The sequence below is a fragment of the Methylophaga thiooxydans DMS010 genome (genome assembly GCF_000156355.1).
GTDB lineage: Bacteria > Pseudomonadota > Gammaproteobacteria > Nitrosococcales > Methylophagaceae > Methylophaga > Methylophaga thiooxydans.
Genome location: NZ_GG657899.1, coordinates 470,041 through 482,645, shown reverse-complemented (window position 1 = coordinate 482,645; position 12,605 = coordinate 470,041). Strand labels below are relative to the sequence as shown.

Here is a 12,605-nt window from a genome sequence, read left to right as displayed (position 1 = left end):
TTATTACTACCTTGCTTTTATAAATTTATTAAATATTAAAGTGGACTCACGAACACGCTCACGAGCAAGACCCAGCGTACGCACAACCCGACTCGATATTTCTTCAATCGACGTATCGGTGGTATCAAATACCGTAATTCCAGCTTTCTCAAACATTGATTTAGCTTGCTCCAGCTCTGACTGACATATTTCAAGTGATGAATAGTCACTATCAGGTCGGCGCTGTCTGCGAATACGACTCAAGGGGACGGGCTTTATTGTCAAACCCACCAATTTTTCTAAATTGTCTGTTAAACATTTAGGTAATGTTTCAGACACCAAATCTTCCGGTGTCAGTGGATAATTAGCCACTTTCAACGAAAAGTTCATCGCCAGATATAAACTGGTTGGTGTCTTACCACAGCGTGATACACCGGCCAAAATGACCTCTGCATCATCGTAGTGATCGGGACGAACACCATCATCATGAGTCAAAGCAAAATCAATCGCATCAAGGCGTCTCTGGTACGTCGTATCACTGAACGAAATACGAGACACCCCTTGTTTGTGCGAGGATTCTACACCAAAAAAGCTCTCAAGGGAGCCTATAAAGCTGTGGAAGAGGCTGATTACGCAGGCATTGGCACTTTCAATGATGTATTGTTCGTCATCATTGACCAGAGTGCTGAACACGACAGGCTTTAGGTTTGACTCCAGACTGGTGTGATTAATTTGTTCACGCGCATGTAATGCTTTTTCTGTAGTATCGACAAAGGCGAGTGTTATCGTTTCAAACTCAAGATCGGGAAATTGCGCGAGAAGACACTTCCCATACGACTCCGCTGTCAGCCCTGTGCGATCAGAGACAAAAAATACTTTTCGGATCTGCTCGGATTTCTTATTTTCATGTTGCGTCATGGGCTAATCATGTCCTGAAAAGCCGTCAATGATCAACATAAATTTTATGAGTTTGATCGTTCTATCGCAATATTCGGACTCACCTCTCGCCGTAAAATCTTGCCATTTTTGGTGCGTGGAAAATCGTTAGCAATGTAGATCACTTTGGGCGATTTATATGCCGCCAAATGTTGCTTACCAAATTGCTGCAACTCATCTGCTGTGATTGTTTTCCCATCTTGCAAAATGACATAAGCCACAACCAGAATTTTATCTTTATCGATTTCTTCACCGACAGCAGCACAATCGGCTACAGCATCATGCGATTTAAACACTCGCTCGATTTCATAGGGTGAAACACGGTAGCCAAAGCTCTTGATAATGTCATCTTTGCGGCCTAAAAACCAAAGATAACCATCCTTATCGTAACGAGCATAGTCCCCGGTTAAAAACCAGCCATTGCGTTTCAATTTGGCGGTTTCCTCAGGCAGATTCCAGTACTCGATAAACAGCCCCGGATCGTCATCGGGAACACAAATCATGCCCTCCTCTCCGACTGGCACAGGTTTTAATGAGTCCGGCTCCAAAAGCTGGATATCATGGCCTGGTTGAGGGAAGCCCGCCGAGCCGGGTCTGATAGGTCGCCTTTTGGTTTCACATAAATAGTAGGAAAACTCAGACATACCCACGGCTTCGTAAATATCTACAGTAAAACGCTGTCGCCACTGCGTCAGCACTTCATCTGATAAATGTTCTCCCGCGCTCATACAATGCCGTAAGCTAGGCACATCCTTTTTAGAAAAATCGGTTTTTTGTAGGACCTGTCTATATATAGTGGGAACACCAATAAAGATGGTTGCGTTGTGTTTGGCTATTAAACGTGGCCACAAAGTGGCGTCGTTCTTACCCTCATGGACGATGACCGTTTTCCCCAGATAGAGCGGATCCATCAGCCCCGAGCCTAAAACATAAGTCCAGTTAAATTTACCAGAATGCAGAATCCGGTCTTGCTTATCCTCAGAAAAATCAAACCAGTAAGTCGATGCCGGTGTGCGACCTATCATCGCTCTGTGTGCATGTAACACACCTTTGGGATATCCCGTCGTACCCGAGGTATAAACAAGATAGGCTGGATCATCAGCCAAGGTTTGTTTGGGCGGCAACCAGGTGTCAATCTGGTCAACGCTGTTGGCTAAATCTGAAACAGTGATTCCTGCCACATCGTTATCGACATCTCCCAGCCCTGACAACAACACCAATTTTATTTTTTCGCAGTCACTAATCTCTGTTTTCAATTGCTGCCAAAAACGCTTATCCACCACCAGTACTTCTGCAGCAGAATCTTTCACCAAATACAGTACTTCTTCAACGGTAAGTAATGTTGATGTGGGAACCGAAATAGCGCCCAGTTTCATTGCCCCCAGAAATGCAGTGGGATAATCCAGACTATTTGGCAGCCGAATCAACACCCGATCACCAGATTCAATACCGGCATTTCTCAACACTTGAGCAAACTGATTGGTACGTCGAGACAGTTGAGCAAAGCTGATTTCATCGGTACCCAATTCATCGTCTTCAACGATCATCGCGGTATTTTTACCGGTAAGCGTACCCAAGTGACTATCGGTACACGCCACACCAATATTAAAGTGCGTTGGCACTTGCCAGTGCCATTGAGGGAAAGCTGGTAGGTTTTTCATAAAATGGCTCCATATGGCCAGTTCTCACGAATAACTTGGGTAGGCATCAGTCGCAGCACTTTCATCGCAAAGTTGCGATCATCATCGTCCAAGGCTCTCAGTGCATTGGCTCTGAGTAGGGTTTGTAACGCTTTACCAAACATCGGTGGATCAAGCATTTCACCTTCAAACTTGATGGCACCACCCAACAAAGCATCCGCCTCAATGGCGGCTTTGAGAATGCTGATCTTTTGATTGATTTCTGTTGGTGACGGGGTATATGCCACTTTGCATAAATGAATATGGCCGGGGTGGATAACCTGTTTACCGGTCAAGCCCATCGCGGTTTCTTCGCAGGCGTGTTTATAGACAATGCGTGATTCATCTTCACCATGCAGATCCAGCCAACGGCGAACATCATTCGGTTCAACAAACTTTTCCGGCATACTTGATGAGCCGATCAAGGTTTCCACACCACCAATAACGCCTTTACCCGCGATACGCGCTTCGAACATGATCTGGTAAAGAAAGTGTTTCAGCTCATCAGTCCAATGCTCAGGCGTAATGTGAATCCCCATCGCTTTTGAAAAGTCATGAATGCCAAATACCACGTGCTTGACCGTGTTGTATTGCATTAATTCTGGTGCAATTTTGAGGGATTTAGGATGCTCAATAATAGGCTGAATCGTGATCTTGTCATTGATGCTGACCAACAAATTCGATAAGTCGCGTACCTCAGCTGCGCCATAGGCTTCGCCGGCTTTTGCCAGCATCACCACATCAATGCAGTCCCCCATATCCCTTACCAGGTCCATATCCTGTTCATATTCGTAAGTACGGAATGGATTTACGCGTACTGCAATCGTGACGTTTTTATTATGTTGGCGTAAGCCATGCAGCTCTTGTCGAAGTAAGGTTCGACTCATTTCTTTCTGTCGACAGCCATCTTCCAAGTCAAAAATAAGCGTATGCGCATGCGTTTCATAAGCATGTTTTTTCATGCGTGATGATGCGGCTTCCAGATCTTCATAAATACCCAGCGAAGGAGCATATTTCACTGGTGGGTAATACAACTGAATGCCCGGCCAGAAATCACCTAACACACTGCTATTAAAGACCCGACAGAAATCGACATCGGCATAAGGTTCGGCATACTGATTGTTGGGATATTCCATCACTTTCCCCTTTTCATGTTACTAACGCTATTCCTACTCGGCCTCTAACCTAACTTTTTATCTTGCTCAGCTTGTTCCGCTAAACTCGCTTGAAATACAGCATCAGAAACGTGTTTAAGTAAACGGGGATCGAACGGTTTAGGAATGATGTAGTCTTTACCAAACTGCATTTCAGTGACATCGTAGGCTTCCATCACTGAGCTGGGTACAGGCTCTCGGGCCAGCTCTGCCAGTGCGTGTGCTGCTGCGATTTGCATGGTTTGACTTACTTGCGGTGCTTTAGCATCTAAAGCGCCACGAAATAAATAGGGAAAGCAGAGGGCATTATTGACCTGATTTGGAAAGTCAGAGCGACCGGTTGCCATCACTAAGTCATCACGCAGCTGGGTTGCAACTGATGGCAAGATTTCAGGATCCGGATTCGCCAACGCAAACACCACCGGATTCGCAGCCATCTTCATTAGTAACTCAGCGGGTAAGGCATTGGCCGCAGAAACACCGATAAAAACATCGGCATTATCCATCGCATCGGCCAGAGTTCTATCAGCCGTTTCACGTACCAAGTCCTGCATGTCCTCATTAATATCGTCACGTTGCTTATGCAATACACCGGCTTTATTCACCATGGTGATGTCAGTTGCACCCATCGCTTTCAATAAACGCGCCGTCGCCATACCGGCAGCACCAGCGCCCAGAAAGACGATTTTAGCTCTCGCTAGTCGCTTATTTTGTAATTCCAAGGCATTGATTAATGCAGCACAGATGACCACAGCGGTGCCGTGTTGATCATCATGAAACACAGGAATAGAGAGTCGCTCACGCAGTTCACGTTCAATCCGAAAACAATGGGGAGCAGCAATATCCTCAAGGTTTATGCCGCCAAATGTCGGTGCAATATTGACCACCGTTTCGATAAAGCTCTCAACGCTCGGCGCTGTCACTTCAATATCAAACACATCAATATCAGCAAAGCGTTTAAATAACACAGCTTTACCTTCCATGACCGGCTTACTCGCTAACGCGCCGACATTACCCAAGCCCAGAACAGCAGTTCCATCTGTAATAACCGCCACCAGATTGCCTTTATTGGTATAGCGATATGCCGTCTCCGGATCGCGGTCAATTTCGCGTACAGGCTCCGCAACACCCGGCGTATAAGCTAATGACAATTCAGCCGCAGTAAAACATGGCTTACTTGATTCAACACTGAGCTTACCGGGACGAGGAAACTCGTGATAATCAAGCGCTTGTTGTTTTAATGTCGGCTGCTTGTCATTCATGGGTTACTCCAATTCGTTCAGATAATGATGATTGTCGGTCACGCAAAGACCAACACGCCATTCCATGGGTTTATCACCATAGGTATAAGCCACGCGCTCTATGCGCAGCAATGGAAAGCCTGGTTTTACATTCAACAACGCGGCTTGTTCGGGCGAAGCAGATACCGCAGTTAGTTTCTCTTCAGCTCGCACCATAGGAATGCCATATAAGGTTTCATACATACTGTAGAGAGAGCCGTTGTGTTCGCTGATCTTCGGCGCAGTAAGACCACGGAAAAATTTTGACTGCACGATGATGTAATCAAGGATTTTGGGTTGTTTGGAGAAGGTGAGTAAGCGTTTTATCTCGATCACTGCTGTACCGTTTTTCAAACCCGTCAACTGGCTGATCTCGGCACTGGCTTTTAGACGCTTACAATCGAGCATCGTATTTTCTAACTTTTCTTTATGACCGTCTTGAGAGTTCAGGCGTAAGAATCGTAATTTACTCTGCTCTTCTTTATGCGTGGCGACAAACGTGCCCTTCCCTTGGCGACGAATTAAAATATTTTCCATCGCTAATGCATCAATCGCTTTGCGCACAGTCCCCTGACTCACATTAAAACGAGCTGCTAGCTCCATTTCACTGGGGATACTCTCGCCCGGCTTCCATTCACCAGCAATCAGGCTTTGCGTCAGAAACACCTTTATTTGCTCATAAAGCGGTTTGAATACGGGTGCCGATACAGTTTTACTCATCTTATTTCCTGTTAATAATTCAGTTTCTATGTGCATAGCCTACCAAACCACTCTTATATAAGACATATAAAATTCAATACTTATAACAAGTAAAACCTAACTTTTTCTTCTTCTCTCTTGTTTTCAGCTCGTTCTAAATATTTTTCTATATAACTGAAAACACTGTGATATCTAATCTATACCAGTTAAAAAAAGATGTCCAGTGTTTTATATCTTATATAAGACATAAGATAAATATTGACACTTTAAAAAGGAGTGGCATAGAATCTAATCAAGGTCAGTGCGCTAACACTGATAAAAAGATGAGGAGCCGCATGAATAATTATTACCGGCCACGCCGTTCAATGTTATATGTACCGGGATGTAACCCGCATTACTTGGAAAAGGCCCGCAGCCTTCAGGTTGATTCCATTATTTTGGATCTCGGCGCCCCGATCCTGTTGTCGGCGAAAGAATCATCTCGTGACAATGTGGTTAATGCCCTGAAACAGGGGGGCTATGGCAATAGAGAGGTCGTTGTACGTGTTAATGACCTCGACTCAGACTGGGGCTATGACGATATTAACGCTGTCGCCAATCTGGGGGCTGACGCTATTTTGCTATCTAATATAGAGAACGATACAGATGTATTTGCCGGTATCAAAGCTCTGGAACAAGCTGGCGATCACACCACGCCAATCATGGTGATGATCGAGAGTCCACTGGCTGTTTTACACGCAGAAGAGATAGCAAAATCTTCCGATCGTATCGCTTGTATGGTCATGGCAACCTCAGATTTAATCTCCGATCTCCACGCCAGACCCACGCTTGAACGTACCGCTATTCGCACGAGTCTGTCATGGGTAGTTCTGGCAGCACGTGCGTATGGCCGTGCCGTTATTGATGGTATCCACAGCGATCTGAAAGATATGCAGGCATTTGAATATGCCTGTCGGATTGGTCGTGATATGGGGTTTGACGGCAAATCACTGGTCCACCCTTTCCAGCTTCCTTACGCCAATGACGCTTATACGCCAAAACCGGCTGAAGTCGAAAACGCCAAAGAAATTATCGAAGCACTCACTGCCGCGAATGCCGCAGGACGAGGAACCGTTTTGGTTAATGGCAAACTGGTAGAGCACCACCATGTGACTGCAGCCAAACGGTTCCTCGAGCTCAGCCAGATGATTACTGATTTGGAGTTGGATAATGAGTAAAACGCCATTCAATCAAGGTCGCTTCTTTGAAGACTTCAAACTCGGCGAGACTATTATTCATGCAACCCCCCGTACTGTCACTGAGGGTGATGCTGCACTCTATATCGCTTTAACGGGCTCACGACATATTGCACACTGTGCTAAACCCGTTGCACATGCTTTAGGGTTTGCTGATAAAACAATTGATGATTTGCTGACATTTCATATTGCCTTTGGCAAAAGCGTGCCCGATATTTCCGTCAATGCAGTTGCGAACTTAGGCTATGCCGAAATCAAATTCAGTCATCCGGTTTATACGGGTGATACCTTGACCACACAAACTGAAGTGATTGGTCTGAAACAAACATCGAGTGGTAAAAATGGCATTGTTTATGTGCGTTCTACCAGCTTTAATCAGAACCACAAAGCCGTTCTATCCTGGGTGCGTTGGGTCATGGTCCACAAGAAAGATTTAAATGTCACCACACCAGAAACACACATTCCATCACTCGACAACGTAGTAGCGGTTGAAGATTTAATCATTCCAGCTGATCTCGATGCTAATAGCTTTGATACGGCGGTGACTGGCTCTCAACGGCTATGGGACGATTTTAAAGTAGGTGAAAGGCTCAATCATCCTGCGGGTATGACCGTGGATGATAGTGACCATACCTTAGCCACCAAACTGTATCAGAATAACGCCAAGCTACACTTTGACGACCTATCCATGCAATCCAGCGCATTTGGTAGACGGTTGATGTATGGCGGCCATGTTATTTCAATCTGTCGTGCATTGAGTTACGACGGTCTTGAGAATGCGCTATTTATCGCTGCTATCAACGCCGGGACACACGCCAACCCCAGCTTTGGTGGTGATACTTTTTATACCTGGACAGAAGTCTTGGAAAAATGGGAAATCCCTGGCCGTGAAGACATCGGCGCACTTCGTTTGCGAATGGTCGGCTTGAAAAATCAAACCGCTGACAGTCTCGAATCTACTTATATCGAGGAAGATGGCAAACAACGCTATCACGCCAATGTCGTGCTCGACCTCGACTACACCGTATTAATGCCGCGCAAGTCAAAATAAAAGAGAAAAGCCAATGAATAACACCAATATGACGCACCCAAGCCAGGCTTTATTTGAAGGTGAAGAAGCCTTTCCCATTATTCCCAGTTGTGAGCATTTTGCAGGCAACGAAAAGCTCATCACCAAGGCGCTCTCATTCCAAGACACGATTGGACCGGTATTTGATATCACCTGCGACTGCGAAGATGGTGCTGCAGCTGGCACTGAGAAAGAGCACGCCGAAATGATCGTGCGCGTGCTTAATTCTGAAGCCAATAAACACAACATGGCTGGCGCACGTATCCATGATTACACACATGATGCATGGAAACAGGATGTGGATATTCTGGTTGCTGGTGCCGGTAATGTGTTGACTTATATCACCATCCCCAAAGCAACCAGCGTGGCTCAGGTGACTGAAATGATTGGCTACATCAAAAAAGTGGCGCAACAGAACCGGATTGAACGTGACATCCCCATCCATGTATTAATTGAGACGCATGGTGCTTTACGTGATGTGTATGAGATTGCCGCACTCGATTGGGTACAGGTGCTGGACTTTGGTCTGATGGATTTTGTCAGTGCCCACCATGGTGCTATTGCTGCCTCAGCCATGCGCAGCCCCGGTCAGTTTGATCACCGCCTGCTTGCTCGTGCCAAATCTGAAGTCGTGGCTGCGGCCTTAGCCAATGGCGTCGTACCTGCTCACAACGTGACACTCGATTTAAAAAACCAAGAAACGACCCGATCGGATGCTTCAAGAGCCAGACATGAATTTGGTTTTTTAAGAATGTGGAGCATTTACCCCACTCAAATATCAGCCATTGTAGATGCCATGAAGCCCGATTATAGCGAAGTGGTTGTAGCTGCCAATATTTTAATCGCAGCACAACAGGCCGACTGGGGCCCAATTCAATACGAAGGTGAGTTACATGATCGCGCCACCTACCGTTATTTTTGGGCATTACTACAACGTGCCAAACAAACCGGTGTAGAACTTCCCGTTGACGCTGAAAACGCATTTTTCTAAAAGGATTCGCCATGAGTTTACCTTCAGCAGGTGCCCGCTTTAGACAAGCTGTAATCGATGAGCAACCCTTACAAGTCATGGGCGCGATTAATGCCTACCATGCCCGCCTGGCAGACAGTGTCGGTTATAAAGCCCTTTACGTATCCGGTGGCGGTGTTGCCGCAGGTTCGCTGGGCGTACCAGACTTGGGTATCACCACCATGGAAGACGTTATTACCGACGTTGAACGCATTAGCAATGTCACTGAGTTACCGGTGTTGGTCGATATCGATACTGGATTTGGTGGCGCCTTTAATATTGCTCGCACGATCAAAGCGATGATTCGCGCCGGTGCCGGGGCGGTACACATCGAAGATCAAGTTCAAGCCAAACGTTGTGGTCATCGCCCCAATAAAGCCATTGTCAGTCAGACTGAAATGGTGGATCGCATCAAAGCCGCGGTGGATGCCAAAACGGATCCTGACTTTGTGATTATGGCCCGCACCGATGCCTTAGCAGTTGAAGGCCTGCAATCAGCGATTGATCGTGCTTGCGCTTGTGTGGAAGCCGGTGCCGATATGATTTTCCCGGAAGCAATTACCGATTTGTCGATGTACAAACAATTTGCCAAAGCCGTAAACAAACCTGTTTTAGCCAACATTACCGAATTTGGCAGTACCCCATTATTTACTGTCGATGAGCTTGCTGATCACGATGTCAGCTTGGTGCTATACCCCCTATCTGCTTTCAGGGCAATGAATCAGGCAGCACTCAATGTTTATCAATCGATACGTGAACACGGCACGCAACAACACGTTGTCGATTCAATGCAAACACGTAACGAACTCTATGACTATCTTGATTACCACGCTTACGAACAAAAGCTGGATCAATTATTCAACAACGAAAAAGACCATAAATGATAACGAAACATTAGCAAGCAGTAGACTCTGCTGGGAGAACAGCATGACTCAAGTTCAAAAAAAGAAAAAAGGCGTTGCTTTGGCAGGAATTTCTGCTGGCACAACCGCCGTTTGTACCGTAGGCCACAGTGGTAACGATCTCCACTACCGCGGCTATGACATTCTTGATTTAGCAGCTAAATCTAACTTTGAAGAAGTCGCTTATTTGCTCATTCATGGTCAACTACCGAATCAGCAGCAACTCGACACGTATAAAGCTAAGCTGAGACAACTTCGGCACATTCCTGATGCCTTAAAGCTGGTACTGGAACAATTACCAGCAACGGCTCACCCGATGGATGTAATGCGAACCGCCTGTTCCATGTTAGGCACGCTAGAACCGGAAGCCGCGGATCATGCTGCACAAGGCGCACGTGATATTGCTGATCGTATGATCGCGTGTTTCGGCTCAGCATTGCTCTACTGGCACCATTTCAGCTTAAACGGCACACGCATTGAACTGGAGACCGATGATGATTCCATTGCAGCCCACTTTCTCCACTTGTTGCATGGCAAACCACCTTCGGCATTACACACCGCAGCAATGAATGAATCACTGGTACTTTATGCTGAACATGAATTTAATGCCTCTACTTTCACCGCTCGTGTGGTTGCCGGTACGCTAGCTGATATTTACTCCTCGATCACCGGTGCGATAGGTGCCCTCAGTGGCCCCAAGCACGGTGGTGCTAATGAAGCCGCGATGGAAATCATACAACGCTATCAATCAGCCGATGATGCCGAAGCTGACATCATGCAGCGCATGGCTAATAAAGAAATCATCATCGGCTTTGGCCATCCGGTTTATACCATTTCCGATCCAAGGAATGTCGCCATCAAAGAAGTATCCAGACGCTTATGTGAAGATGGCAATAATATGAACTTATTTAAAATCTCTGAGCGCATCGAACAAGTGATGTGGCGTGAGAAAAATATGTTCCCAAACCTCGACTGGTACAGTGCATCCAGCTATCACATGATGGGCATTCCCACCAGTTTCTTTACCCCTATATTTGTTATTTCCCGTATTACCGGCTGGGCAGCACACGTCATCGAACAACGTATCGATAACAAGATTATCCGCCCCAATGCTGAATATACCGGGCCAGAAGATCGCCCTTACGTTGCTATTGATGAGCGTGACTGATCTTCAATTTATTGTTTAAAGGAAACCTTATGTCATCTGCTATTTCTAATGTGCGTCCTGATCCCGATCAGGTGCTGGTTGATATCGCCGAGTATGTGTCAGATCACCTGATTACCAGTCAAGAAGCATTAAATACCGCACGCTATTGTCTGATGGATACACTGGGCTGTGGTTTCGAAGCCCTTTCATATCCGGCGTGTACCAAGCTTTTAGGCCCTGTCGTGCCAGGCACAATCGTACCCAATGGCAGCAAAGTTCCTGGCACGCAGTTTCAGCTTGATCCTATTTTGGCCGCTTTTAATATCGGTACCATGGTGCGCTGGCTGGACTTCAATGACACCTGGCTTGCTGCTGAGTGGGGACATCCTTCAGATAATCTTGGTGGCATTCTGGCAACCGCTGATTATTTGTCACGAACGCGTAAAGACAGTGACCCCGTTATCACCATGCGTGATGTCTTGATTGCGATGATAAAAGCCCATGAGATTCAAGGCGTTTTAGCATTAGAAAACAGCTTCAACCGTGTAGGACTGGATCACGTGGTGTTAGTGAAAGTTGCTTCCACGGCAGTTGTGACTGGCTTATTGGGTGGGAGTAAAGAAGACATTATCAACGCCGTATCCAATGCCTGGGTCGATGGGCAAAGCTTACGCACCTATCGTCATAGCCCCAACACGGGGTCACGTAAATCATGGGCGGCGGGTGATGCGACGAGTCGTGCTGTACGTTTAGCGATGATGACCATGAAAGGTGAGATGGGCTACCCCACTGCTCTAAGCGCCAAAGGCTGGGGATTCTATGATGTGTTATTCAAAGGCCAACCCTTTCAATTTCAACGCCAATACAGCAGTTATGTAATGGAAAATATATTGTTTAAAATTTCATTTCCGGCTGAGTTCCATGCTCAAACAGCAGTTGAATCTGCTTTTCAGCTGCATCCTCAGGTAAAAGATAAGATCGATACTGTCGACAAAATCGCCGCCATCGATAAGATCGTGATTACAACACATGAATCCGCTATCCGAATTATTGATAAACAAGGGCCATTAGATAATCCTGCCGATCGGGATCACTGCATTCAATATATGACCGCAGTTGGTCTACTTAAAGGCTCACTGACAGCAGCAGACTATGAAGATAATGTTGCTGCCGACCCACGAATTGATGCGTTGCGAGATAAGATGCAGTGCGTTGAAAAACCTGACTATACCCAAGATTACCTCAACCCTGAAAAACGCTCCATTGCCAATGCAATTCAGCTGTTCTTCAACGATGGTTCGAGCAGTGACAATATTGCTGTTGAATATCCGATAGGCCATCGTCGACGTCGAAATGAAGGTATTCCAGAGCTGATTAAAAAGTTCGAAATCAACTTGGCACGCCGCTTTCCAGCCAAACAACAACACACAATCCTGAGCGTTTGCATGGACGAAGCCAAACTATCAGCCATGCCTGTAGATGAGTTTGTTGACATGTTGCAGATCTAACCTTGCAC

Annotated in this window: 11 protein-coding genes; 6 read left to right on the top strand and 5 right to left on the bottom strand. The window is 46.2% G+C overall.

The window, feature by feature from the left end; genetic code table 11:
* Positions 1-6: 6 nt before the first annotated feature.
* From MDMS009_RS11175 to MDMS009_RS11155, 5 genes are read right to left on the bottom strand one after another with little or no spacing between them, the layout of a single operon-like run.
* Positions 7-897: a pyruvate, water dikinase regulatory protein gene (locus MDMS009_RS11175; protein WP_008291266.1), complete on the bottom strand. Its 891-nt coding sequence runs from the start codon at positions 895-897 to the stop codon at positions 7-9.
* Positions 898-941: 44 nt separating this feature from the next.
* Positions 942-2,576: an acyl-CoA synthetase gene (locus tag MDMS009_RS11170; protein WP_008291378.1), complete on the bottom strand. Its 1,635-nt coding sequence runs from the start codon at positions 2,574-2,576 to the stop codon at positions 942-944.
* The gene (locus MDMS009_RS11165) at positions 2,573-3,730 is read right to left on the bottom strand and encodes an HpcH/HpaI aldolase/citrate lyase family protein (RefSeq protein ID WP_081443622.1); all 1,158 of its coding nucleotides are present in this window, start codon (positions 3,728-3,730) and stop codon (positions 2,573-2,575) included. The genes MDMS009_RS11170 and MDMS009_RS11165 overlap by 4 nt, the downstream gene beginning before the upstream one ends.
* Positions 3,731-3,774: 44 nt before the next feature.
* Positions 3,775-5,010 carry a malic enzyme-like NAD(P)-binding protein gene (locus MDMS009_RS11160; protein WP_008291596.1) on the bottom strand — a complete coding sequence of 412 codons (1,236 nt, stop codon included), beginning with the start codon at positions 5,008-5,010 and terminating at the stop codon, positions 3,775-3,777.
* Positions 5,011-5,013: 3 nt separating this feature from the next.
* Positions 5,014-5,748 (bottom strand): GntR family transcriptional regulator, encoded by a 735-nt coding sequence (locus MDMS009_RS11155; RefSeq protein ID WP_036312961.1) that lies wholly within the window; start codon positions 5,746-5,748, stop codon positions 5,014-5,016.
* 314 nt (positions 5,749-6,062) lie between these two features.
* On the opposite strand from MDMS009_RS11155, the gene MDMS009_RS11150 reads away from it, so the two are divergent.
* Genes MDMS009_RS11150 through MDMS009_RS11125 form a run of 6 tightly spaced genes read left to right on the top strand, consistent with a single transcriptional unit; the run spans position 6,063 to position 12,597 of the window.
* Positions 6,063-6,944 carry an HpcH/HpaI aldolase/citrate lyase family protein gene (locus tag MDMS009_RS11150; RefSeq protein WP_008291380.1) on the top strand — a complete coding sequence of 294 codons (882 nt, stop codon included), beginning with the start codon at positions 6,063-6,065 and terminating at the stop codon, positions 6,942-6,944.
* Entirely contained in the window at positions 6,937-8,013 is a 1,077-nt protein-coding gene (locus MDMS009_RS11145; RefSeq protein WP_008291569.1) for a MaoC family dehydratase, read from the top strand. The genes MDMS009_RS11150 and MDMS009_RS11145 overlap by 8 nt, the downstream gene beginning before the upstream one ends.
* A 13-nt stretch (positions 8,014-8,026) precedes the next feature.
* Positions 8,027-9,022, top strand: coding sequence for an HpcH/HpaI aldolase/citrate lyase family protein (locus MDMS009_RS11140; RefSeq protein ID WP_008291218.1), 996 nt, complete (start codon positions 8,027-8,029; stop codon positions 9,020-9,022).
* Between the two features lie 11 nt (positions 9,023-9,033).
* Complete coding sequence (gene prpB, locus MDMS009_RS11135) at positions 9,034-9,924, top strand: methylisocitrate lyase (protein ID WP_043888222.1); 891 nt, start codon at positions 9,034-9,036, stop codon at positions 9,922-9,924.
* A 43-nt stretch (positions 9,925-9,967) separates the two neighbouring features.
* A complete protein-coding gene (gene prpC / locus MDMS009_RS11130; protein WP_008291209.1) occupies positions 9,968-11,110 on the top strand; it encodes a bifunctional 2-methylcitrate synthase/citrate synthase in 1,143 nt (380 codons plus the stop codon).
* A gap of 29 nt (positions 11,111-11,139) precedes the next feature.
* The gene (locus MDMS009_RS11125) at positions 11,140-12,597 is read left to right on the top strand and encodes a bifunctional 2-methylcitrate dehydratase/aconitate hydratase (RefSeq protein WP_008291406.1); all 1,458 of its coding nucleotides are present in this window, start codon (positions 11,140-11,142) and stop codon (positions 12,595-12,597) included.
* The last annotated feature ends 8 nt before the right edge of the window (positions 12,598-12,605 follow it).

Bases quoted from the DNA above. Each gene is read 5' to 3' on its own strand.
- MDMS009_RS11175 (WP_008291266.1), bottom strand. From the start codon at position 897: ATGACGCAACATGAAAATAAGAAATCCGAGCAGATCCGAAAAGTATTT.
- MDMS009_RS11170 (WP_008291378.1), bottom strand. From the start codon at position 2,576: ATGAAAAACCTACCAGCTTTCCCTCAATGGCACTGGCAAGTGCCAACG.
- MDMS009_RS11165 (WP_081443622.1), bottom strand. From the start codon at position 3,730: ATGGAATATCCCAACAATCAGTATGCCGAACCTTATGCCGATGTCGAT.
- MDMS009_RS11160 (WP_008291596.1), bottom strand. From the start codon at position 5,010: ATGAATGACAAGCAGCCGACATTAAAACAACAAGCGCTTGATTATCAC.
- MDMS009_RS11155 (WP_036312961.1), bottom strand. From the start codon at position 5,748: ATGAGTAAAACTGTATCGGCACCCGTATTCAAACCGCTTTATGAGCAA.
- MDMS009_RS11150 (WP_008291380.1), top strand. From the start codon at position 6,063: ATGAATAATTATTACCGGCCACGCCGTTCAATGTTATATGTACCGGGA.
- MDMS009_RS11145 (WP_008291569.1), top strand. From the start codon at position 6,937: ATGAGTAAAACGCCATTCAATCAAGGTCGCTTCTTTGAAGACTTCAAA.
- MDMS009_RS11140 (WP_008291218.1), top strand. From the start codon at position 8,027: ATGAATAACACCAATATGACGCACCCAAGCCAGGCTTTATTTGAAGGT.
- prpB (WP_043888222.1), top strand. From the start codon at position 9,034: ATGAGTTTACCTTCAGCAGGTGCCCGCTTTAGACAAGCTGTAATCGAT.
- prpC (WP_008291209.1), top strand. From the start codon at position 9,968: ATGACTCAAGTTCAAAAAAAGAAAAAAGGCGTTGCTTTGGCAGGAATT.
- MDMS009_RS11125 (WP_008291406.1), top strand. From the start codon at position 11,140: ATGTCATCTGCTATTTCTAATGTGCGTCCTGATCCCGATCAGGTGCTG.